Origin of the sequence: Pseudomonas sp. ATCC PTA-122608, from assembly GCF_001952855.1 — a bacterium.
Classification (GTDB): domain Bacteria; phylum Pseudomonadota; class Gammaproteobacteria; order Pseudomonadales; family Pseudomonadaceae; genus Aquipseudomonas.
This window is the reverse complement of record NZ_LPNO01000035.1, coordinates 128,531-149,949: the sequence shown is the minus strand read 5'-3', so window position 1 is coordinate 149,949 and position 21,419 is coordinate 128,531. Positions and strand designations below refer to the sequence as shown.

Annotated in this window: 21 protein-coding genes; 14 read left to right on the top strand and 7 right to left on the bottom strand. The window is 58.8% G+C overall.

Going from position 1 to position 21,419, the window contains the following annotated elements; genetic code table 11:
* The first annotated feature begins 143 nt into the window (after nucleotides 1-143).
* The 3 genes from aat to infA all read left to right on the top strand — a co-directional run bounded on the left by aat (nucleotide 144) and on the right by infA (nucleotide 1,906).
* Nucleotides 144-824 carry a leucyl/phenylalanyl-tRNA--protein transferase gene (aat, locus tag AU074_RS23780; RefSeq protein WP_076016782.1) on the top strand — a complete coding sequence of 227 codons (681 nt, stop codon included), beginning with the start codon at nucleotides 144-146 and terminating at the stop codon, nucleotides 822-824.
* A gap of 55 nt (nucleotides 825-879) precedes the next feature.
* Complete coding sequence (locus AU074_RS23775) at nucleotides 880-1,587, top strand: arginyltransferase (protein WP_076016781.1); 708 nt, start codon at nucleotides 880-882, stop codon at nucleotides 1,585-1,587.
* Nucleotides 1,588-1,687: 100 nt separating this feature from the next.
* Nucleotides 1,688-1,906 carry a translation initiation factor IF-1 gene (gene infA, locus AU074_RS23770; RefSeq protein WP_002553999.1) on the top strand — a complete coding sequence of 73 codons (219 nt, stop codon included), beginning with the start codon at nucleotides 1,688-1,690 and terminating at the stop codon, nucleotides 1,904-1,906.
* Between the two features lie 236 nt (nucleotides 1,907-2,142).
* Here infA and clpA read toward each other — a convergent pair whose 3' ends face one another.
* A complete protein-coding gene (clpA, locus tag AU074_RS23765; protein ID WP_010172706.1) occupies nucleotides 2,143-4,413 on the bottom strand; it encodes an ATP-dependent Clp protease ATP-binding subunit ClpA in 2,271 nt (756 codons plus the stop codon).
* 29 nt (nucleotides 4,414-4,442) lie between these two features.
* On the bottom strand, nucleotides 4,443-4,832 hold the full coding sequence (gene clpS / locus AU074_RS23760; protein ID WP_076016780.1) for an ATP-dependent Clp protease adapter ClpS: 390 nt from the start codon (nucleotides 4,830-4,832) through the stop codon (nucleotides 4,443-4,445).
* A 218-nt stretch (nucleotides 4,833-5,050) separates the two neighbouring features.
* On the opposite strand from clpS, the gene cspD reads away from it, so the two are divergent.
* Nucleotides 5,051-5,317 carry a cold shock domain-containing protein CspD gene (gene cspD / locus AU074_RS23755; RefSeq protein ID WP_076016779.1) on the top strand — a complete coding sequence of 89 codons (267 nt, stop codon included), beginning with the start codon at nucleotides 5,051-5,053 and terminating at the stop codon, nucleotides 5,315-5,317.
* Between the two features lie 70 nt (nucleotides 5,318-5,387).
* Here the strand turns inward: cspD and icd are convergent, their stop codons facing one another.
* A complete protein-coding gene (gene icd, locus AU074_RS23750) occupies nucleotides 5,388-6,644 on the bottom strand; it encodes an NADP-dependent isocitrate dehydrogenase (RefSeq protein WP_003219599.1) in 1,257 nt (418 codons plus the stop codon).
* Between the two features lie 494 nt (nucleotides 6,645-7,138).
* Here icd and AU074_RS23745 point away from each other — a divergent pair, with 494 nt between their 5' ends.
* The 10 genes from AU074_RS23745 to AU074_RS23695 all read left to right on the top strand — a co-directional run bounded on the left by AU074_RS23745 (nucleotide 7,139) and on the right by AU074_RS23695 (nucleotide 18,592).
* Nucleotides 7,139-9,364 (top strand): NADP-dependent isocitrate dehydrogenase, encoded by a 2,226-nt coding sequence (locus AU074_RS23745; protein ID WP_076016778.1) that lies wholly within the window; start codon nucleotides 7,139-7,141, stop codon nucleotides 9,362-9,364.
* Nucleotides 9,365-9,592: 228 nt separating this feature from the next.
* Complete coding sequence (locus tag AU074_RS23740) at nucleotides 9,593-10,039, top strand: NUDIX hydrolase (protein ID WP_076016777.1); 447 nt, start codon at nucleotides 9,593-9,595, stop codon at nucleotides 10,037-10,039.
* A 59-nt stretch (nucleotides 10,040-10,098) separates the two neighbouring features.
* The gene (gene mnmA, locus AU074_RS23735; RefSeq protein WP_076016776.1) at nucleotides 10,099-11,223 is read left to right on the top strand and encodes a tRNA 2-thiouridine(34) synthase MnmA; all 1,125 of its coding nucleotides are present in this window, start codon (nucleotides 10,099-10,101) and stop codon (nucleotides 11,221-11,223) included.
* Nucleotides 11,220-11,843 (top strand): high frequency lysogenization protein HflD, encoded by a 624-nt coding sequence (hflD, locus tag AU074_RS23730; RefSeq protein ID WP_076016775.1) that lies wholly within the window; start codon nucleotides 11,220-11,222, stop codon nucleotides 11,841-11,843. Before mnmA ends, hflD begins: the two co-directional genes overlap by 4 nt.
* Before the next feature lie 124 nt (nucleotides 11,844-11,967).
* A complete protein-coding gene (gene purB, locus AU074_RS23725; protein ID WP_076016774.1) occupies nucleotides 11,968-13,338 on the top strand; it encodes an adenylosuccinate lyase in 1,371 nt (456 codons plus the stop codon).
* A gap of 84 nt (nucleotides 13,339-13,422) precedes the next feature.
* Complete coding sequence (locus AU074_RS23720; protein ID WP_063031419.1) at nucleotides 13,423-14,589, top strand: cupin domain-containing protein; 1,167 nt, start codon at nucleotides 13,423-13,425, stop codon at nucleotides 14,587-14,589.
* Nucleotides 14,582-15,004: a GNAT family N-acetyltransferase gene (locus AU074_RS23715; protein WP_017479509.1), complete on the top strand. Its 423-nt coding sequence runs from the start codon at nucleotides 14,582-14,584 to the stop codon at nucleotides 15,002-15,004. Before AU074_RS23720 ends, AU074_RS23715 begins: the two co-directional genes overlap by 8 nt.
* A gap of 237 nt (nucleotides 15,005-15,241) precedes the next feature.
* Nucleotides 15,242-15,979, top strand: a complete 738-nt coding sequence (locus tag AU074_RS23710) for a secretin N-terminal domain-containing protein (protein WP_076016773.1) — start codon at nucleotides 15,242-15,244, stop codon at nucleotides 15,977-15,979.
* 494 nt (nucleotides 15,980-16,473) lie between these two features.
* Nucleotides 16,474-17,799 (top strand): isocitrate lyase, encoded by a 1,326-nt coding sequence (aceA, locus tag AU074_RS23700; RefSeq protein ID WP_003219577.1) that lies wholly within the window; start codon nucleotides 16,474-16,476, stop codon nucleotides 17,797-17,799.
* 253 nt (nucleotides 17,800-18,052) lie between these two features.
* Nucleotides 18,053-18,592 (top strand): DUF1523 family protein, encoded by a 540-nt coding sequence (locus AU074_RS23695; protein WP_076016771.1) that lies wholly within the window; start codon nucleotides 18,053-18,055, stop codon nucleotides 18,590-18,592.
* Nucleotides 18,593-18,669: 77 nt separating this feature from the next.
* On the opposite strand, the gene AU074_RS23690 is transcribed toward AU074_RS23695, so the two are convergent.
* From AU074_RS23690 to AU074_RS23675, 4 genes are read right to left on the bottom strand one after another with little or no spacing between them, the layout of a single operon-like run.
* The gene (locus AU074_RS23690) at nucleotides 18,670-19,248 is read right to left on the bottom strand and encodes a TerD family protein (RefSeq protein WP_076016770.1); all 579 of its coding nucleotides are present in this window, start codon (nucleotides 19,246-19,248) and stop codon (nucleotides 18,670-18,672) included.
* Nucleotides 19,249-19,278: 30 nt separating this feature from the next.
* Nucleotides 19,279-19,854: a TerD family protein gene (locus AU074_RS23685; RefSeq protein ID WP_076016769.1), complete on the bottom strand. Its 576-nt coding sequence runs from the start codon at nucleotides 19,852-19,854 to the stop codon at nucleotides 19,279-19,281.
* A gap of 33 nt (nucleotides 19,855-19,887) precedes the next feature.
* Entirely contained in the window at nucleotides 19,888-20,922 is a 1,035-nt protein-coding gene (locus AU074_RS23680) for a TerC/Alx family metal homeostasis membrane protein (RefSeq protein ID WP_076016768.1), read from the bottom strand.
* A 12-nt stretch (nucleotides 20,923-20,934) separates the two neighbouring features.
* Nucleotides 20,935-21,384, bottom strand: a complete 450-nt coding sequence (locus AU074_RS23675) for a tellurite resistance TerB family protein (RefSeq protein WP_076016767.1) — start codon at nucleotides 21,382-21,384, stop codon at nucleotides 20,935-20,937.
* Nucleotides 21,385-21,419 lie beyond the last annotated feature (35 nt).

Sequence of the window (21,419 nt, the reverse complement as noted above, 5' to 3'; positions counted from 1 at the left end):
GAGTTGCAGAAACACCCGTTCATGCTTATCTGCACCGATCCCATGTTCGGGGTAGCCCCAGAGCGTTTCGTCGACAATAATCACAGCTCTTGCAACGGGCAACATCGCCGTTACCGCCCTCCCCTTCCGTAAGCCTGGATGCCATGCTGACCTGGTTACAACGCAACACCCTGACGTTTCCACCGCTGGCCAAGGCCATGCGCGAACCCAATGGCCTGCTCGCCGCCGGTGGCGACCTGTCGGCCGACCGCTTGATCCAGGCCTATCGCCATGGCTGCTTTCCCTGGTTCTCGGAGGGCCAGCCAATCCTCTGGTGGTCACCCGACCCGCGCACCGTGCTGTTCCCCGACGAGCTGCATGTTTCCCGCAGCCTCGGCAAACTGTTGCGCCAGCAGCGTTATACGGTGACCTTTGACCAGGATTTCGCCGCCGTCATCCAGGCCTGCGCGGCGCCGCGCAGTTATGCCGACGGCACCTGGATCACCGAAGCCATGCAGAGTGCCTACCTGCAGCTGCACCAGCGCGGCTATGCGCACTCGGTGGAAGTCTGGGACGAAGGCGAGCTGGTCGGCGGCTTGTACGGCCTGGCGATGGGCCAGTTGTTTTTCGGCGAATCGATGTTCAGTCGCGCCGACAACGCCTCCAAATTCGGCTTCGCCACCCTGGTCAGGCAATTGCAGGCATGGGGCTTTGTGCTGATCGACTGCCAGATGCCCACCGACCACCTGCACAGCCTCGGCGCCCGCGCCATTCCCCGCAGCGACTTTGCCAACTACCTGCGCGACCATTTGGACCAAACCAGCTCTGCGCCATGGGTTTCCTAGGCGACTTCCCCGCACCTGGCTTACACTTATTTCAAAGCTTATCCGAGGGTTGATCATGACCGAGCTGGCGCGTTTGAAGTTTTATGCCACTCAACCCCACTCTTGCAGCTATCTGCCCGATGAGCAGGCCACCACGCTGTTCCTCGACCCCAGCCAGCCGATGGACGTGCATGTGTATGCCGATTTGTCGGAAATGGGCTTCCGGCGCAGCGGCGACCACCTTTACCGGCCCCACTGCCAGAACTGCAACGCCTGCGTACCGGCGCGCATCCCGGTGGCGCAGTTCCTGGCGGACCGTAACCAGAAACGCATCCTCAAGCGTAATGCCGACTTGACCGTCACCGCCGCCAAACCGGGCTTCAGTGAGGAATATTTCGATCTTTACCAACGCTACATCGAGCAGCGCCACGCCGACGGCGACATGTTCCCGCCCAGCCGCGACCAGTTTTCCACCTTCCTGGTGCGCGACCTGCCCTTCTCACGCTTCTACGAGTTTCGCCTTGAGGGACGCCTGGTGGCGGTAGCCGTCACCGACCTGCTGCCCAATGGCCTGTCGGCGGTCTACACCTTTTATGAGCCCGCCGAGGAGCGGCGCAGCCTGGGACGCTTTGCGATCCTGTGGCAAATCGGCGAAGCTTTGCGCATGGAACTGGAGGCGGTGTACCTCGGATACTGGATAAAAAACTGCAAAAAGATGAACTACAAGACCCAATATCGGCCCATTGAGCTGTTAATTAACCAAAGATGGGTCACGTTGAACTAGAACCTCTTGGCTTAAACACCCTTTTTCGGGCACAATGCACGCCGCTTTTGCCTGGCGCAGTTGCACCGGGCCATTCACTGGATACCGAGGGCTTTACTGCATGTCGAAAGAAGACAGCTTCGAAATGGAAGGCACTGTCGTCGACACCCTGCCCAACACCATGTTTCGTGTGGAGTTGGAAAATGGGCACGTCGTAACCGCGCATATCTCCGGCAAGATGCGCAAGAATTACATCCGTATTCTTACCGGTGACAAAGTGCGCGTCGAACTGACGCCCTATGACCTGAGCAAAGGGCGCATCACTTACCGCGCCCGTTAATCAAGTCAATACAAGACGCCCGGTTATGCCGGGCGTTTTTGTGTGTGCGCTATTTACCTGAGACCAGAAATCCCTTGTGGGAGCGGGTTTGCTGGCGAATGCGGGGTGTCAGTCATTGATTGTGTCGACTGGCACACCGCATTCGCGAGCAAGCCCGCTCCCACATTTGATCTCCATCAGTTCCAAGACAACAAAAAGGCGCCTCTCGGCGCCTTTTTGTTTTGTTGCTTCAGCTATCAGGCCATTTCAGCCGTGGTCTCGAAGTCGAAGGTCAGCTCGCCGTCCTTCAGGTCGATATGCACCACGCCACCATGGTCTGCCAGTTCGCCGAACAGGATCTCTTCCGCCAGTGGGCGCTTGATCTTGTCCTGGATCAGGCGAGCCATTGGCCGAGCGCCCATTGCCGCATCGTAGCCACCTTCTGCCAGCCAGTTGCGCGCCGCGTCCGTAACTTCCAGCTGCACACGCTTGTCTTCCAACTGCGCCTGAAGCTCGGTGAGGAACTTGTCCACCACGCTTTTGATGACCTCATGGCTGAGGCGACCAAACTGGATAATGGTGTCCAGACGGTTGCGGAATTCCGGCGTGAAGCTCTTCTTGATCACTTCCATGGCGTCGGAAGAGTGATCCTGATGAGTGAAGCCAATGGAAGCCCGCGCGGCCGTTTCGGCACCGGCGTTGGTGGTCATGATCACGATCACGTTGCGGAAGTCCGCCTTGCGCCCGTTGTTGTCGGTCAGGGTGCCGTGGTCCATCACCTGCAACAGCAGGTTGAAGACTTCCGGGTGCGCCTTCTCGATTTCATCGAGCAGCAGTACGCAATGTGGCTGCTTGGTGATCGCCTCGGTCAACAGGCCGCCCTGGTCGAACCCGACATAGCCCGGAGGCGCACCGATCAGGCGCGACACAGTGTGACGCTCCATGTATTCGGACATGTCGAAACGCACCAGCTCGATACCCATGGCCTTGGCCAGTTGCCGCGCCGCTTCGGTCTTGCCGACACCGGTAGGCCCGGCAAACAGGAACGAACCGACCGGCTTGTCCGGCGACTTGAGGCCCGCACGGGACAGCTTGATCGCCGTGGACAGCGAGTCGATGGCCGCATCCTGACCAAACACGGTCAGCTTGAGGTCACGCTCCAGGTTGCGCAGCAGTTCCCGGTCGGACGTGTTGACGTGTTTTGGCGGAATACGCGCGATCTTCGCCACGATGTCCTCGACCTGAGGCACGTCGATGCGCTTCACACGCTTCTCGACCGGCTGCAGGCGCTGATAGGCACCCGCCTCGTCGATCACGTCGATGGCCTTGTCCGGCATGTGCCGGTCATTGATGTAGCGCGACGCCAGCTCGGCGGCTGCACGCAGCGCCTCATCGGTGTACTCGATGCCATGGTGCGCTTCGAAACGCCCCTTGAGCCCGCGCAGGATGCCGATGGTGTCTTCAACCGAAGGCTCGGACACGTCCACTTTCTGGAAGCGGCGCGCCAGGGCACGGTCTTTTTCGAAGATCCCGCGGAATTCCTGGAACGTGGTCGAACCGATGCAACGGATATCACCCGAAGACAGCAGCGGCTTGAGCAGGTTCGACGCATCCATCACGCCACCGGAAGCAGCACCGGCACCAATGATGGTGTGGATTTCGTCAATGAACAGGATCGCCTGCGGGCGTTTTTTCAGCTCGCCGAGCAGCGCCTTGAAGCGCTTCTCGAAGTCGCCACGGTACTTGGTCCCGGCGAGTAACGCGCCCAGGTCAAGGGAGTAGACGACGCTGTTGGCCAGCAGGTCTGGCACCTGGTTATCAACAATGCGTTTGGCCAGGCCTTCGGCAATCGCGGTTTTACCCACGCCTGCTTCACCGACCAACAGCGGGTTGTTTTTGCGACGACGCGCCAGGATCTGCGCCACGCGTTCAACTTCCAGCTCGCGCCCTACCAGCGGATCGATCCGCCCCTGGCGCGCCAGTTCGTTGAGGTTGCTGGCATAGGCATCCAGCGGGTTGCTCGAAGAAGAAGACTCACCGCCCTCGTCATCCTGCATATCCTGCTCACCTTCTGAGTGATCGCCATGCCCTGGCACTTTGGAAATGCCATGGGCGATGTAGTTGACGACATCAATACGGGCAACGCTTTGCTGCTTGAGCAGGAATACGGCCTGGCTTTCCTGCTCGCTGAAGATCGCCACGAGCACATTGGCCCCTGTGACTTCGCGCTTGCCGGAGCTCTGTACGTGGAAAACGGCACGCTGCAGTACCCGCTGGAAGCCCAGGGTAGGTTGGGTCTCGCGGTCCTCGTCATGAACGGGGATCAACGGCGTGGTGGAGTCGATAAACTCCTGCAGGTCATGCTTGAGTTTGTCGAGATTGGCACCACACGCACGCAGTACGGTGGCGGCAGCTTCGTTATCCAAAAGTGCCAGCAGCAGGTGTTCGACGGTCATGAATTCATGACGCTTCGAACGGGCCTCCTTGAAGGCAAGATTGAGGGTGACTTCGAGCTCGCGGTTTAACATAGCTTCACCTCATACCCAAGTGGTCGGAGTTAACCGTCCTTCTCGATTTCACAGAGTAGCGGATGCTGGCTTTCCCTGGCGTACTGGTTGACCTGCATGGCCTTTGTCTCGGCGATGTCGCGGGTAAACACTCCACATACTGCCCGTCCTTCTGTGTGAACGGCCAGCATTACCTTGGTCGCCAACTCGCGGTTCAGGTTAAAAAACACCTCGAGCACTTCGACGACGAAATCCATCGGTGTGTAGTCATCGTTGAACAAAACCACCTTGTACATCGGCGGCGCCTGTAAAGCAGGCTTGGCCTCCTGAACAGCAATGCCTGCAGAACCATCGTCGTCTTCATGACCATCCGGATGATCTTTATGGAGAGTCGGGCGATCCTGATTGAATGTTAGTCGAATCTGGCTGATTGCATGCATGGAAAGAAAGGTTCGTCAGTGGTTCAAATACAGTGGTGGGGGCGGCCTGTCAGATTTTCAACTCTGACCGACTGGTCGCCTTGACTATCGGCAAATCAGTGTTACAACCAATAGAACCCACAGTGGGTAAAAAAGGTCCGCGCAGTCAACCTTATTTATTCGGGTTAGGACGGATAAACTGGATGATACTCCAGTGATGGAGTCTGGTGCAGAGGGATATGGGCATGGCAAGCGGTAAGGTCAAATGGTTCAACAATGCCAAGGGTTACGGCTTCATTAATGAAGACGGCAAGGAAGACGACCTTTTTGCGCATTACTCGGCAATCCAAATGGATGGCTACAAGACTCTGAAGGCAGGGCAACCGGTTTCCTTCGAAATCATTCAGGGACCCAAAGGCTTGCATGCAGTGAATATCGGCGCGCCCGTCAGCCTGGGCACCGCCAAAGAAGACGTCGCTCAAAAATCAGAAAAACAGTCGGCCTGATCAGCCGCTGAGCAAACGTTCTAAAAAAAACCGGCCATCAAGGCCGGTTTTTTTATGCCTGCCTATAAGTCTACATATGCGAAATCAGCGCATCCCCGAAGGCGGACGAAGACAGCAACTTGGCGCCGTCCATCAAGCGATGGAAATCATAAGTCACAGTCTTGGCCGAAATCGCACCGTTGGTGCCCTTGATGATCAGGTCGGCCGCTTCAGTCCAGCCCATGTGACGCAGCATCATTTCCGCCGACAGGATCAGCGAACCCGGGTTGACCTGGTCCTTGCCGGCATACTTCGGCGCGGTACCGTGGGTGGCTTCGAACATGGCCACGGTGTCGGACAGGTTGGCACCCGGCGCAATACCGATGCCGCCCACTTCCGCCGCCAGGGCGTCGGACAGGTAGTCACCGTTAAGGTTAAGCGTAGCGATCACGTCATATTCCGCCGGGCGCAGCAGGATCTGCTGGAGCATGGCGTCGGCAATTGCATCCTTGACCACGACATTCTTGCCGGTGCGCGGGTTCTTGAATTGCATCCACGGCCCGCCATCGAGCAGGGTCGCGCCGAATTCTTCGGCCGCCACTTCGTAGGCCCATTCCTTGAAGGCACCTTCGGTGAACTTCATGATGTTGCCTTTGTGCACGATGGTCAGCGAGTCGCGGTCGTTATCCACTACATATTGCAGAGCCTTGCGCGCCAGGCGCTTGGTGCCTTCCAGGGACACCGGCTTGATGCCGATCCCGCAATTCTGGTCGAAACGGATCTTGGTGACGCCCATCTCTTCTTTCAGGAACTTGATGACCTTGATCGCTTCCGGGGAGCCAGCCTTCCACTCGATACCGGCGTAAATATCCTCGGAGTTCTCACGGAAGATGGTCATGTCCACATCGCCTGGCTTCTTGACCGGGCTTGGCACGCCTTCGAACCAGCGCACCGGGCGCAGGCACACATAAAGGTCGAGCTGTTGACGCAGGGCCACGTTCAGCGAACGGATGCCGCCACCGACCGGGGTGGTCAGCGGGCCCTTGATGGAAACCACGTAGTCCTTGACCGCATCCAGGGTTTCCTGGGGCAGCCAGGTGTCCTGGTCGTAAACCTGAGTGGCCTTTTCGCCGGCATAAACCTCCATCCAGGAGATCTTGCGCTTGCCGCCATAAGCCTTGTTAACAGCTGCATCGACAACCTTGATCATCACCGGGCTGATGTCGACGCCAATACCGTCACCCTCAATGAAGGGGATGATCGGGTTGTCAGGAACATTGAGAGAATGGTCTGCATTGACGGTGATTTTGTCGCCGACTGCCGGAACCTGAATCTTCTTGTATCCCATGCTGAACTCCATCTATGGATTGAACATCTGGCTGCGTTCGAGCCTACTCCAGATAAATGAGGACTGAAACCTCAGGGCCTGCACATTTGCGTCGAAAACAGCACATTTAGTGGCCTACAAGCTTGAAAGCAAAGGGAAAAGCGCCAATCTTGAGCACCTCATGCGACTTTGGGCGTACCCCGCTGCCTGCGACCTTTAGACCAATGGACGACACACCTTTTGTATGAAGGCTCGGCGTAAGCATAGCGACCTATGTATAATGCCGCCGCTGACCAAAGAGTCACGACGGCCGACCGCTCTACATTGATGCCCTCCGCCCGAAAAGCCGGACTATTACAATAGTCCACCCGCTTGACGCTCGACTGATGCAACCCAACATCACCGCGAAGAAACTTCGACATTTCGCTCATGGATGACTTTGAACGAACGCGCTTTACCCGGCGCATCTCGAGTTTCTGCGCATGCTTTCAGCAAAGAAGAGAGTTAATCCGAATATGCCCACCCGCTCGAAGATCATCTACACCTTCACCGACGAAGCCCCAGCCCTCGCCACCTATTCACTGCTGCCTATCGTAGAGGCCTTCACCGCTTCCGCTGATATTGCCGTGGAAACCCGCGACATTTCCCTGGCCGCGCGCATCCTCGCAAGCTTCCCCGAGCAACTGGGCGCCAAGGCTGTGCCGGACCACCTCGCCGAACTGGGCGACCTGGCCGTAACCCCTGAAGCCAACATCATCAAGCTGCCGAACATCAGCGCTTCGACCCCTCAGCTGCAGGCCGCCATCAAGGAACTGCAAGCCCAGGGCTTCGACCTGCCGGACTACCCGGAAACCGTAACCACCGACGCGGAAAAAGAAACCCGTGCACGTTACGACAAGGTCAAGGGCAGCGCCGTGAACCCGGTACTGCGCGAAGGCAACTCCGATCGCCGCGCACCGCTGTCGGTCAAGAACTACGCACGCAAGCACCCGCACAAAATGGGCGCCTGGGCTGCCGACTCCAAGTCCCACGTTGCCCACATGAGCAACGGCGACTTCTACGGCAGCGAGAAAGCCGTACAGATCGAAGGCGCTGATGCCGTCAAGATCGAACTGATCGCCAAGGACGGTACCGCTACCGTCCTGAAAGAAAAAACCAGCGTACAAGCTGGCGAGATCATCGACAGCGCCGTGCTGAGCAAGAAAGCCCTGCGCAGCTTCATCGCCGCTGAAATCGAAGACGCCAAGAAACAAGGCGTACTGCTGTCGGTTCACCTGAAAGCCACCATGATGAAGGTCTCCGACCCGATCATGTTCGGCCAGATCGTTGCCGAGTTCTATAAAGACGCACTGGCCAAGCACGCTGTCGTGCTGGAGCAGACCGGCTTCAACCTGAACAACGGCATCGGCGACCTGTACGCTCGCATCAAGGCCCTGCCTGGCGATCAGCAAGCGCAGATCGAAGCTGACATCCAGGCGGTGTACGCCGCTCGCCCTTCCCTGGCGATGGTCAACTCCGACAAAGGCATCACCAACCTGCACGTGCCGAGCGACGTCATCGTCGACGCCTCGATGCCTGCGATGATCCGTGACTCCGGCAAGATGTGGGGCACCGACGGCCAGCTGCACGACACCAAGGCTGTGATCCCGGATCGCTGCTACGCGACCATCTACCAGGCAGTCATCGAAGACTGCAAGGCCAACGGCGCCTTCGACCCCACCACCATGGGCAGCGTGCCAAACGTTGGCCTGATGGCGAAAAAAGCCGAAGAGTACGGCTCCCACGACAAGACCTTCCAGATCAAGGCTGACGGCGTAGTCCGCGTCACCGACAGCAAGGGCAACCTGCTGATGGAACAGGCTGTTGAAGCCGGCGACATCTTCCGCATGTGCCAGACCAAAGACGCGCCGATCCAGGACTGGGTCAAACTGGCCGTCAACCGTGCCCGCGCCAGCAACACCCCGGCCATCTTCTGGCTGGACCCACAGCGCGCGCACGACGGCGTCGTGGTCGAGAAAGTTCAGGCTTACCTGAAAGACCACAACACCGAAGGCCTGGACATCCGCATCATGGCGCCGGTCGACGCGATGAAGTTCACCCTGGAGCGCACCCGCAAGGGCCTGGACACCATCTCGGTGACCGGCAACGTACTGCGCGACTACCTGACTGACCTGTTCCCGATCATGGAACTGGGCACCAGCGCCAAGATGCTGTCGATCGTGCCGCTGATGAACGGTGGCGGCCTGTTCGAAACCGGCGCCGGCGGTTCGGCTCCGAAGCACGTACAGCAACTGGTTGAAGAAAACTTCCTGCGCTGGGATTCCCTGGGCGAGTTCCTGGCCCTGGCAGCGTCCCTCGAGCATTTGGGTGTGAACTACAACAACCCGAAAGCCCTGGTGCTGTCCAAGACCCTGGACCAGGCCACCGGCCAGTTCCTCGACAACAACAAGTCGCCATCGCGCAAAGTCGGCAACATCGACAACCGCGGCAGCCACTTCTACCTGGCGCTGTACTGGGCTCAAGCCCTGGCCGCCCAGACCGAAGACACTGCACTGCAAGCGCAGTTTGGCGAACTGGCCAAGACCCTGGCTGCGAACGAGGCAACCATCGTTGCCGAGCTCAACGCCGTCCAGGGCAAGCCAGTGGACATCGGTGGCTACTACGCGCCGAACGCCGAGCTGACCAGCAAGGCCATGCGCCCAAGCAACACCCTCAACGCGGCAATCGCTGCGCTGGTGTAAGGTTGTAAGGATGCAAAGAAGCCCCGGCCCTGTGCCGGGGTTTCTGTTTCTGGACATGGCGCTTTTATTGAAGAAACCCAATCAAAATGTGGGAGCGGGCTTGCTCGCGAATGCGCTGGATCAGTCAATACCTCTTTAACTGACACGCCGTATTCGCGAGCAAGCCCGCTCCCGCACTGAATGCAATCGCGCCTGAAGACAGCGTTACACCTTGAATCGAGGCACTTTATGACCTGGCTACCTCACATCACCGTCGCCACCATCGTCGAAGACAACGGCCGCTTCCTGATGGTCGAAGAACTCAAGGGCGGCCGCGCCGTGCTGAACCAGCCCGCCGGGCACCTTGATCCGAACGAAACCCTGACCGAGGCCGCCGTGCGCGAAACCCTCGAAGAAACCGGCTGGGACGTCGAAGCCACCGGGATTGTCGGGATTTACCTGTACACCGCTCCCAGCAATGGCGTGACCTATCAGCGCGTGTGCTTCATCGCCAAGGCCCTGAAACACCACCCGGACTACCAACTGGACGACGGCATCCTGCGCGCCCGCTGGCTGACCCGTGACGAATTGATGGCCCTGCGCGAAGACTGGCGCAGCGAGCTGATTATCCGCTGTATCGACGATTATCTGGCCGGCCAACGCCACAGCCTCGAATTGATCCGCCCTTCTCTTTAGCCTTGCAGACGCGAGCCTGCTAGAATCGCGTCCTTTTTAAAGACTCCCGTTGAAATCCTATGCGTGATCCAGCCCCTTCTGACACACAAAAGAAGCGCGTCATCGTCGGTATGTCCGGCGGCGTGGATTCTTCCGTTTCCGCCGTTCTGCTCATGGAGCAGGGTTATGAGGTGGAAGGCCTGTTCATGAAGAACTGGGAAGAAGACGATGGAACGGAATATTGCACCGCCATGGACGACCTGGCGGATGCCCAGGCCGTCTGTGACAAAATCGGCATCAAGCTGCACACCGCCAACTTCGCCGCCGAGTACTGGGACAACGTGTTCGAGCACTTCCTGGCCGAATACAAGGCCGGTCGTACGCCGAACCCGGACATCCTGTGTAACCGCGAGATCAAGTTCAAGGCGTTCCTCGACTACGCGATGATCCTCGGTGCCGACCTGATCGCCACTGGCCACTACGTGCGCCGTCGCGACATCGATGGCCGCACCGAACTGCTCAAGGGCCTGGACGCCAACAAGGACCAGAGCTACTTCCTGCACGCCGTCGGCGGCGAACAGATCGCCAAGACCCTGTTCCCGGTGGGCGAACTGGAAAAGCCCGAAGTGCGCGCAATTGCGGAAAAACACGGCTTGGCCACCGCCAAGAAGAAAGACTCCACCGGGATCTGCTTTATCGGCGAGCGCCGTTTCAGCGACTTCCTCAAGCAATACCTGCCGGCGCAACCGGGCGAGATCAAGACCACCGAAGGCGAAATCATCGGCCGTCACCACGGCCTGATGTACCACACTATCGGCCAGCGCCAGGGCCTGGGCATCGGCGGCCTGAAAGACGCGGGTGAAGAGCCGTGGTACGTGCTGGTCAAGGACCTGGAACACAACGAACTGATCGTGGGCCAGGGCAATGACCACCCATGGCTGTTCTCCCGCGCCCTGCTCGCTTCGGACATCTACTGGGTCAACCCGGTGGACCTCAGCAGCCCGCGCCGCCTGACCGCCAAGGTTCGCTATCGCCAGAGCGACCAGCCCTGCACCCTGGAAAAAACCGCCACCGGCTATCGCGCCACCTTCGACGACCCGCAGCGCGCCGTAACGCCGGGCCAATCGGTAGTGTTCTACGACGGAGAGATTTGCCTGGGGGGCGGCGTGATCGAAGTTGCCGAACCCTGGAGCAGCAAGGCATGAGCCCGACCCAGGAGCAATTGACGGCACTGGGCGGCGTGTTTCTCGCCGCGGTGCTGGTGGACAAGATCGCCAAGACCGGCCAGGTCACCGAGGCAGGCCTGACCTGCATGCTCGGCAGCCTGCTGATCCGCGACCCGAAGGACACCCTGGAAGTGTACGGCGGCGACGACCTGGCCCTGCGTGAAGGTTATCGCGCGCTGGTCGGCGCCCTCGAGCGCGACCCGAGCACCTTGCAGCGCGAGCCACTGCGCTACGCCCTGTCGATGCTCGGCCTGGAGCGCCAATTGGCCAAGCGCGACGACTTGCTGGAAACCATCGGCAAGCGCCTGCCGCAGATTCAGTCCCAGGTCGAACATTTCGGCCCGGCCCACGAAAATGTGATCGCTGCCTGTGGCGCGCTGTATCAGGACACCCTGAGCACTTTGCGCCAGCGGATCCAGGTGCACGGCGACATGCGCAACCTGCAACAACCGAACAACGCCTCGAAAATCCGCGCGCTGCTGCTGGCCGGTATTCGTTCGGCGCGGTTGTGGCGCCAGTTGGGCGGTCATCGCTGGCAACTGGTCGTCAGCCGTCGCAAATTGCTGAAAGAGCTTTACCCGTTGATGCGCAACGAATAAGTCGCAGCAACCGATTTTTTTATAGCCCCACGCGTAATACGCCGGTCAGTTGGCAACGGACCGGCGGATTTTTTCATGTATGATACGCGCCCCATTTCGTTGCCCGACTGTCCGAGAACACCCCATGCAGCTTTCTTCGCTCACTGCGGTTTCCCCTGTTGACGGCCGCTACGCCGGCAAAACCCAGGCCCTGCGCCCTATTTTCAGCGAATACGGCTTGATCCGTGCTCGTGTTCTGGTTGAAGTGCGCTGGCTCCAGCGTCTGGCCGCTCACCCTGGCATCAGCGAAGTGCCGGCGTTCTCCGCCGAAGCCAACGCGGTGCTGAACGCCCTGGCGGAAAACTTCGCTCTGGAGCACGCCGAGCGTGTCAAAGAGATCGAGCGCACCACCAACCACGACGTAAAAGCCATCGAGTACCTGCTCAAAGAGCAAGCGGCCAAGCTGCCGGAACTGGCCAAAGTCAGCGAGTTCATCCACTTTGCCTGCACCAGCGAGGACATCAACAACCTGTCCCACGCCCTGATGCTGCGCGAAGGCCGTGATGACGTGATGCTGCCACTCATGCGCCAGACTGCCGAAGCCATCCGCGAACTGGCTATCCGTTTCGCCGACGTACCGATGCTGTCGCGCACCCACGGCCAGCCGGCTTCGCCGACCACTTTGGGTAAAGAACTGGCCAACGTGGTGTACCGCCTGGAGCGCCAGATCGCTCAAGTGGCCGCCGTGCCGCTGCTGGGCAAGATCAACGGCGCCGTAGGCAACTACAACGCCCACCTGTCGGCCTACCCTGAGATCGACTGGGAAGAAAACGCCCGCGCCTTCATCGAAGACGAGCTGGGCCTGGGCTTCAACCCGTACACCACGCAGATCGAACCTCACGACTACATCGCCGAGCTGTTCGACGCGATTGCGCGCTTCAACACCATCCTGATCGACTTCGATCGCGATATCTGGGGCTACATCTCCCTGGGCTACTTCAAGCAACGCACCATCGCCGGTGAAATCGGTTCGTCGACCATGCCGCACAAGGTCAACCCGATCGACTTCGAAAACTCCGAAGGCAACCTCGGTATCGCCAACGCCCTGTTCCAGCACTTGGCCAGCAAGTTGCCGATCTCCCGCTGGCAGCGCGACCTGACCGACTCCACCGTACTGCGCAACCTCGGCGTGGGCTTTGCCCACAGCGTGATCGCGTACGAAGCCAGCCTCAAAGGCATCAGCAAGCTTGAGCTCAACGCGCAGAAGATCGCCGCTGACCTGGACGCTTGCTGGGAAGTCCTGGCCGAGCCAATCCAGACCGTGATGCGCCGCTACAACATCGAAAACCCGTACGAGAAGCTCAAAGAGCTGACCCGCGGCAAGGGCATCACCTCTGAAGCGTTGCAAACTTTCATCGACGGCCTGGACATGCCAGCCGCCGCCAAGGCTGAGCTGAAACTGCTCACCCCGGCTAACTACATCGGCAACGCTGTGGCCCAAGCCAAACGTATCTGATAGCTGCTTGACCCTTTGAGACGCCCGGCAGCGCCGGGCGTTTTTATTCCCGTCTGAAAAGTGCTTTTTTTCAATAGGTTACACATGAATCCTGATATTCCTCTTCAACTTCTGGGCGGCATCACGGCACGCGAGTTCCTGCGCGACTACTGGCAGAAAAAACCGCTGCTGATCCGCCAGGCCATTCCTGATTTCGAAAGCCCGATCGACGCCGACGAACTGGCCGGCCTGGCGCTGGAAGAAGAAGTCGAGTCGCGCCTGATCATCGAACACGGCGAGCGCCCGTGGGAGTTGCGTCGCGGCCCGTTCGCCGAAGATGCCTTCAGCACCCTGCCCGAGCGTGAGTGGACCCTGCTGGTGCAGGCCGTCGACCAGTTCGTGCCGGAAGTGGCTGAACTGCTGGAAAACTTCCGTTTCCTGCCGAGCTGGCGCATCGATGACGTGATGATCAGCTACGCCGCCCCGGGTGGCAGCGTGGGCCCGCACTTCGACAACTACGACGTGTTCCTGCTGCAAGGTTCCGGCAAGCGCAACTGGAAGATCGGCCAGATGTGCAACTCCGAAAGCCCGCTGCTGCAGCACGCCGACCTGCGCATCCTCGCAGAATTCGAAGAAACCGCCGAATGGGTACTGGAACCGGGCGACATGCTCTACCTGCCGCCACGCCTGGCCCACTGCGGTGTTGCCGTGGATGATTGCATGACTTACTCCGTAGGCTTCCGCGCCCCGAGCGCGGCTGAAGTGCTGACCCACTTCACCGACTTCCTCAGCCAGTACCTGACTGACGAAGAGCGCTACACCGACGCCGACGCCCAGCCGGTCAGCGACCCGCACCAGATCCAGGCCGACGCCCTCGACCGCCTGAAAAGCCTGCTGGCCGAGCACATGAGCGACGAGCGCATGCTGCTGACCTGGTTTGGCCAGTTCATGACCGAGCCGCGCTACCCGGAACTGGTCGCCGGCCCGGAAGTGGAAGAAGAAGACCTGCTGGGCAGCCTGCAAGACGGCGCCGTGCTGATCCGCAACCCAAGTGCACGCCTGGCCTGGTCCGAAGTGGACGACGACCTGCTGCTGTTCGCCAGCGGCCAGAGCCGCCTGTTGCCGGGCAAGCTGCGGGAACTGCTGAAGCTGGTCTGCGCTGCCGACGCATTGCACATCGACAACCTCGGCCCATGGCTGGCGGATGAAGATGGCTGCGCCCTGCTGTGGGAACTGGTCAAGCAAGGGAGCCTGGGGTTTGCCGATGAATAAGATTCACGTAAGTGTCGCGGACTGGCAAAAGGATATCGCCGAGATACGGCGCATTCGTGAAGCGGTATTTATCGCTGAACAATCGGTTCCACCGGAGCTGGAATGGGATGCTGACGACGCGGGTGCGGTGCATTTCCTGGCGTTCGAAGGCGACTTCCCCATCGGTACTGCACGCCTGCTGCCTACCGGCGAGATCGGGCGTGTGTCAGTCCTCAAGGACTGGCGCGGCCTGAAGGTCGGCGACAAGCTGATGGAAGCCGTGATCGGCGAGGCCGAGAAACGCGGCCAGACCCGGCAGATCCTCAGCGCACAGGTCCACGCAGCGCCGTTTTATGAGCGCCTGGGCTTCAAGATTGTCAGCGATGAGTTCCTGGAAGTCGGGATTCCTCACGTTGATATGGTGCGCGAGGGCTGATCCGAGACCGCGCCGCGCCCTTCGCGAGCAAGCCCGCTCCCACATTCGATCCAGTACATCCTTGGAATGCGATCACATGTGGGAGCGGGCTTGCTCGCGAAGGCGCCATCAGCAACACCTCAAAAGGCCCTGCCATCCACCGATGCCAGGGCCTTTTGCCGTCCAGGATTCAACTTGCACCCCGCCAGGCCGACAAACTGGCACTATCAAGCCTAATGACTCGCAGAGATAACGGACATGTCCCTACGCACCCTGCTCACTACTTTGCTCCTGGCCACCAGCTTCTCGGTGATGGCTGCCACCGAAGTCGTACCCCTGAGCAACCGCACCAGCGCCGAGCTGTTGCCCGTCGCGCAGAACTTTATCGGCAAGGACGGTACCGTCAGCGCCTACGGCAACCAACTGATCGTGAATGCCGAACCCGACAAGATCCAGGGCCTGCGCGCCTTGCTTGCGCAACTGGACACGCCTTCCAAACGCCTGCTGATCACCGTCGACACCAACGAGAACAACCAGCAAAGCAACGGCAACAATCAAACTCAGGTCATCACCTACAGCACCGAGAGCCGCGACGGCGGGATCCAGCAGATCCAGGCCAGCGAAGGCGTGCCTGCGCTGATCCAGGTCGGCCAGAGCGTGCCGCTCACCACCACCCAGCCTGATGCCTACGGCCGCCCGCAGAACCAGACGCAGTATCGCAACGTGACCCAGGGCTTCTACGTCACCGCCAGCGTCACCGGTGAGACCGTTCACCTGAGCATCAGTACCAATCGTGACCGCATGAGCCAGGAACGTCCCGATGTAGTGAACGTGCAAAGTACCGACACAACTGTCAGCGGACGCTTGGGCGAGTGGATCACCCTGGCCGGGGTCAATCGCCAGACGCAGGCCGACAAAACCACTACAACCCGCAGCTACTCTACTCAGGGGCGCGATGACCTGACCTTGCGGGTCAAAGTCGAGACCCTGAACTGAAGCACCAAAAACTGACTGGCAAGTCGTATTAGACTAAAGATGTAGTGCTTGAAAAAAAGCACTACAAAACATTTGACGATCCAAAAAAGCATGGGCATGATGGCCTCGCTCCCGCTAATCAGGGGCCCTGGCAAGGGCCTTCGGATCGTCGCTCTAAGCTACCCACCTGAGCCGATTCGTGTCTGTACCGCCCACAAGGTGTGTTTGACGAGGTTGCGACTGGAACGAAGTTGTCCCGAGGGACGGAAGCTAACCAGGTAACCCGGCAACACACTGATGGATCGTACAAAGGCCCACGACGCCTGAAGACCGTTCGCAGTTCGCCCTTACCTGCTCAACTCCCCCGCTCGATACTCGTTCATCCCGTCGCCTTCCCCGCCAAGCCTGACTTGACCGCCTAAGCTTCTGGTCAGCGAGCAGCCATTCCCACGCAACGATTGCGCGGCTGGCAAATGGAATTTTCCACCTAGACCTATGCGACGAGGTTTTTCCCCATGGCACTGACACGCGAACAGCAAATTGCAGCCCTTGAAAAAGATTGGGCTGAAAACCCACGCTGGAAAGGCGTGACCCGCGCTTATTCCGCTGCTGACGTCGTCCGCCTACGTGGCTCGGTTCAACCTGAGCACACTTTTGCAAAACTCGGCGCCGAGAAGCTGTGGAAGCTGGTCACCCAGGGTGCCAAGCCGTCCTTCCGCCCAGAGAAAGATTTCGTCAACTGCATGGGCGCCCTGACCGGCGGCCAAGCGGTTCAACAGGTAAAAGCCGGCATCCAGGCGATCTACCTGTCCGGCTGGCAAGTGGCAGCGGACAACAACTCCGCTGAATCCATGTACCCCGACCAATCGCTGTACCCGGTGGACTCCGTGCCAACCGTGGTCAAGCGCATCAACAACTCGTTCCGCCGCGCCGACCAGATCCAGTGGAAAGCCGGTAAAGGCCCGGGCGACGAAGGCTACATCGACTACTTCGCACCGATCGTTGCAGACGCTGAGGCAGGTTTCGGCGGCGTTCTGAACGCCTACGAGCTGATGAAGAGCATGATCGAGGCGGGTGCTGCCGGCGTTCACTTCGAAGACCAACTGGCTTCGGTGAAGAAATGCGGCCACATGGGCGGCAAGGTACTGGTTCCAACCCAGGAAGCTGTTCAAAAGCTGACGGCTGCTCGTCTGGCTGCTGACGTTGCTGGCACTCCGACCATCATCCTGGCCCGTACCGATGCCAACGCGGCTGACTTGCTGACCTCGGATTGCGACCCGTACGACCAGCCGTTCGTGACTGGCGAACGTACCCAGGAAGGCTTCTATAAAGTGCGCGCCGGTCTCGACCAGGCGATCGCTCGCGGCCTGGCCTACGCGCCGTACGCCGACCTGATCTGGTGCGAAACTGCCAAGCCGGACCTGGACGAAGCTCGCCGCTTTGCCGAAGCCATCAAGAAGGAATACCCGGACCAACTGCTGTCCTACAACTGCTCGCCTTCTTTCAACTGGAAGAAGAACCTGGACGACGCGACCATCGCCAAGTTCCAGCGTGAACTGTCTGCCATGGGCTACAAACACCAATTCATCACCCTGGCCGGCATTCACAACATGTGGCACAGCATGTTCAACCTGGCGCACGACTACGCCCGCAACGACATGACCGCCTACGTGAAGCTGCAGGAGCAGGAATTCGCTGACGCCGCCAAGGGTTACACCTTTGTGGCGCACCAGCAGGAAGTGGGCACCGGCTACTTCGACGACATGACCACCGTGATCCAGGGCGGCACTTCGTCCGTGACTGCGCTGACCGGTTCGACCGAAGAAGAGCAGTTCCACTAAGTACTGAGTACACGGCCACTGCGGCCCCAAGGAAGACCTAACCGCAGTGCCGCACGATCTGACGCCCCGACTGGTTCGGGGCGTTTTTTTTTGCAACAGTTTTATCCTGCACGCTACTACCGCCGTCAAACGCCACTGGTCAGTGCAGATGCGCCACTGCGCGCGCCCTGCAACACTGAATGGCTACCAACTAAACATGCCCTCTGGCGAAGAAAACGGGCAAAATTGCCACCTTATAAAATGGAGTGAAGGTATGAAGTTGCTCAAAGGCGTAATTCTGGGTGCAGTGCTGCTTATCGTCAGCGCCGGCGCACTGGGGCTTTTCTACGTCCTCCCCCAACACGAGGTGGTGCTGATCACCGGAGGCGAGGTCAAGCGGGTCGACCACGACGGCGTGATCAATGCCGAGAACCCGGCGGATGGCCCGACCCGAGACGTTTACTTCATCAACACCGAGCACCCTGACACCAAAGACGTCATGGTCTACCGCAATGAAGACACCGGCTGGTCGTTCCCCTGGTATTTCAAGTTCGACTCTGCGGACATCCAGGCCAAGGCCCAGGGTTACTCTCGCAACGCTGAACAACTGGCGCTCATCCGGTACTACGGGTGGCGCATCAAGATATTGTCGGTGTTCCCGAACGTCACCGATATCGAAGCTACCAACAGCCGTGAAGAACCCTTCCCGCTGTTCAATACGGTGTTCCTGAGTATCATCGCGCTGGTGCTTATTGTTGTCGCGGTGTTCATCAAACGCCGCCTGAAGCGGCGTCATCAGACTGTCGTAAGTTGACCCCAGCCCTGATTGCTTAAACGGCAGACATGAAAAAGCCCCGCTCGAAAGACGGGGCTTTTTTTTAACCCGATGGGTTAGCCTATGCTAACGCCATGGGCTTCAGCCAGAGGCTTCAAGCCACCAGCAAAACCCTGACCGATCGCCTTGAACTTGAACTCTTCGCCGCTGCGATAAAGCTCGCCGAAGATCATCGCCGTTTCAGTCGAAGCGTCTTCGCTCAGGTCGAAACGCGCCAGCTCTTTACCATCAGCCTTGTTCACCACACGAATGAAGCTGTTGGCAACCTGACCGAAGGTCTGTTTGCGGGCTTCGGAGTCGTGGATGGTGACAGCAAATACCAGCTTCTTCACCAGCGGGGCCAGGGAAGTCAGTTTTACGGTCACTTGTTCATCGTCGCCTTCGCCGGCACCGGAGCGGTTATCGCCCATGTGCTCGACGGAACCGTCAGCCGACTTCTTGTTGTTGTAGAAAATGAAGCTGTTGTCGTCGAGCACCTTGCCGTTTTCACCTACGACGAAAACCGATGCATCGAGGTCGAACTCGGTGCCGTCCGTGACACGAGGGTCCCAGCCCAGACCTACAACTACTTCGGTCAACCCGGGGGCTTCTTTGGACAGCGATACGTTGCCGCCTTTGGAAAGACTTACAGCCATGATTAATTTCCTTGTTCTGGACGTGGGGGGTTAGAAGCTCATGCCGTACGAGTTGGCCACTGCTTTCAGGCCACCTGCGAAGCCCGAACCAACGGCGCGGAATTTCCACTCGCCGTTGTTACGGTAAAGCTCGGCAAAGATCATCGCGGTTTCGGTAGAGGCATCTTCAGCAAGGTCATAACGAACAATCTCAGCACCGCTGATCTCGTTTACGACGCGAATGAACGAGCCGCCGACCTGACCGAAATTCTGCTTACGAGCGTCTGCATCGTGAATCGTAACGGTGAACGCGATCTTGTCGATATCCGCAGGAACGCGGCTCAGATCAACTTTCAGTACTTCATCATCGCCATCGCCGGCACCGGTGCGGTTGTCGCCAGTGTGCTCGATGGAACCGTCAGCGCTTTTGAGCTGGTTGTAGAAAATAAAGTCGGCGTCGCTGCGTACTTTGCCGTTGGCACCCAGCAGGAATGCGCTGGCGTCCAAGTCAAACTCAGTCCCGTCAGTCGCGCGAGGATCCCAGCCCAGACCGATCAGAATCTTGGTCAGTGTCGGGTCGGTCTTCGAAAGAGACAGGTTGCCGCCTTTTTGAAGGGTCAGTGCCATGAGTACAACTCCTTGTGGGTAATCTGTTTGAAATTACGATTTTTCGACTTCGACTTCTTCCTTTTGGGGGAAGAGCACGCTGGCAAAAATACCGATGGCCAGTACAACGACAACAATGATCAAGCTGGTGTTCGGATCAATGTTGTAGCCGTGATGGAAAATATGGTCTGTCGCATTCAAGCCAAGTTTTACGGCAATGAAGAACAGCAGTGCGATGACTGCTTTTTCCAGGTGAACCAGGTAGCGCTTCAGGGCTTCCAGCACAAAGTACATGGTCCGCAGGCCGAGAATGGCGAAGAGCATTGCCGAGAACACGATCAATGGCTCACGACTCACCGCAATAACTGCCGGGACAGAGTCAAACGCAAACAGCACGTCGGAGACTTCCATCACCACCAGGCAGAGGAACAGTGGTGTCGCGAACAAACCGCCTTTGGCAGCCAACGACATCCCGGCGTTTTCCGGCTTGGTCAGTTCGGCTTCCAGGGTCTTGCGACGTACGAAGAAGGCATGACCGTGCAGTTTCGGCCACACAGGGAACAGTTTCTTGGCGAAACGGTAAGCCATGTGTTGGGAGTAATCCTCTTCTTCTTCGTCATCGCCGCCGCTGCGCAGCATCATGACGGCAGTCCAGGCGACGACCAGGGCGAAGACCACTTCGACCCAAGGCCCCAGGGCCAACAGTCCGGTACCAATGGCGACGAAGATCAGGCGGAACACGATCGCGCCAAGGATGCCCCAGTACAGCACGCGATGACGCAGGCCATTGGGCACCTTGAACCAGGCGAAGATCGCCATGAACACGAACAGGTTGTCCACGCTCAGCACTTTTTCAAGGGCGTAGCCGGTGATGAACAGCGTGGCGACTTCAGAACCGTGCTCGACGTACAGGAATCCTGCAAAAGCGAACGAGATGAGAATCCAGAATATCGACCAGGCCGACGCACGCGCCAGGCTGATGGGCTGGTCGCCACGGTGGGTAAACATGTCGAGTACCATCGCGCCAATCGCCAATGCTACAAACACGGCAATGGTCAGCGGGGGGAAACCCAGGTGGCTAACTTCCACAGTAATGTTCCTTTAGAGTTCAAAGTCAGCTGGGGGGAGACCCAGCTCGAGACAAATCAGACGGCAAACGGCTTTTTCTTTTTCGTCGAAATCACCGTCCGACGCGCCAATGGCGCAGGCGACACGAACGAGCAAACGACCTGCCCCGTCCTTGCCTTTGATCTTGCTGATGTTTTTCAGGGCTTCGGCCTGACCGATCTGGAAGTCAAATTCGAACTTGGCACACGCGTCGTTGAAAACCTTGATGACGTCGGTCAGGTTGAACACTTTCAGTTCGGGCGAGTTGCTGATGAACCCCGCCATCTTGGTTTTTTCTGCGGAGGTGACTTCACCATCGGCCGCCGCGACCATAGCGCAGCTGTTGGCGACAGCTTCCATGAACTCCCTGTTCTTGAACTTGCTCACCTCGGTGGTCAACTTTTCGCGGGCAAGCGCCGCATTCGTTTTCAGCCATGACAACATGTTGTTCACCTCAAGGGCGGGCCGGTCTGGCCCGT

Excerpts from the sequence above, each read along its gene's own strand:
- aceA (WP_003219577.1), top strand. The coding sequence starts at position 16,474 with ATGGCACTGACACGCGAACAGCAAATTGCAGCCCTTGAAAAAGATTGG.
- clpS (WP_076016780.1), bottom strand. The coding sequence starts at position 4,832 with ATGCATGCAATCAGCCAGATTCGACTAACATTCAATCAGGATCGCCCG.
- cspD (WP_076016779.1), top strand. The coding sequence starts at position 5,051 with ATGGGCATGGCAAGCGGTAAGGTCAAATGGTTCAACAATGCCAAGGGT.
- AU074_RS23685 (WP_076016769.1), bottom strand. The coding sequence starts at position 19,854 with ATGGCACTGACCCTTCAAAAAGGCGGCAACCTGTCTCTTTCGAAGACC.
- AU074_RS23740 (WP_076016777.1), top strand. The coding sequence starts at position 9,593 with ATGACCTGGCTACCTCACATCACCGTCGCCACCATCGTCGAAGACAAC.
- hflD (WP_076016775.1), top strand. The coding sequence starts at position 11,220 with ATGAGCCCGACCCAGGAGCAATTGACGGCACTGGGCGGCGTGTTTCTC.
- clpA (WP_010172706.1), bottom strand. The coding sequence starts at position 4,413 with ATGTTAAACCGCGAGCTCGAAGTCACCCTCAATCTTGCCTTCAAGGAG.
- AU074_RS23720 (WP_063031419.1), top strand. The coding sequence starts at position 13,423 with ATGAATCCTGATATTCCTCTTCAACTTCTGGGCGGCATCACGGCACGC.
- mnmA (WP_076016776.1), top strand. The coding sequence starts at position 10,099 with ATGCGTGATCCAGCCCCTTCTGACACACAAAAGAAGCGCGTCATCGTC.
- AU074_RS23675 (WP_076016767.1), bottom strand. The coding sequence starts at position 21,384 with ATGTTGTCATGGCTGAAAACGAATGCGGCGCTTGCCCGCGAAAAGTTG.
- AU074_RS23690 (WP_076016770.1), bottom strand. The coding sequence starts at position 19,248 with ATGGCTGTAAGTCTTTCCAAAGGCGGCAACGTATCGCTGTCCAAAGAA.
- aat (WP_076016782.1), top strand. The coding sequence starts at position 144 with ATGCTGACCTGGTTACAACGCAACACCCTGACGTTTCCACCGCTGGCC.
- AU074_RS23745 (WP_076016778.1), top strand. The coding sequence starts at position 7,139 with ATGCCCACCCGCTCGAAGATCATCTACACCTTCACCGACGAAGCCCCA.
- infA (WP_002553999.1), top strand. The coding sequence starts at position 1,688 with ATGTCGAAAGAAGACAGCTTCGAAATGGAAGGCACTGTCGTCGACACC.
- purB (WP_076016774.1), top strand. The coding sequence starts at position 11,968 with ATGCAGCTTTCTTCGCTCACTGCGGTTTCCCCTGTTGACGGCCGCTAC.
- AU074_RS23715 (WP_017479509.1), top strand. The coding sequence starts at position 14,582 with ATGAATAAGATTCACGTAAGTGTCGCGGACTGGCAAAAGGATATCGCC.
- AU074_RS23775 (WP_076016781.1), top strand. The coding sequence starts at position 880 with ATGACCGAGCTGGCGCGTTTGAAGTTTTATGCCACTCAACCCCACTCT.
- icd (WP_003219599.1), bottom strand. The coding sequence starts at position 6,644 with ATGGGATACAAGAAGATTCAGGTTCCGGCAGTCGGCGACAAAATCACC.
- AU074_RS23710 (WP_076016773.1), top strand. The coding sequence starts at position 15,242 with ATGTCCCTACGCACCCTGCTCACTACTTTGCTCCTGGCCACCAGCTTC.
- AU074_RS23695 (WP_076016771.1), top strand. The coding sequence starts at position 18,053 with ATGAAGTTGCTCAAAGGCGTAATTCTGGGTGCAGTGCTGCTTATCGTC.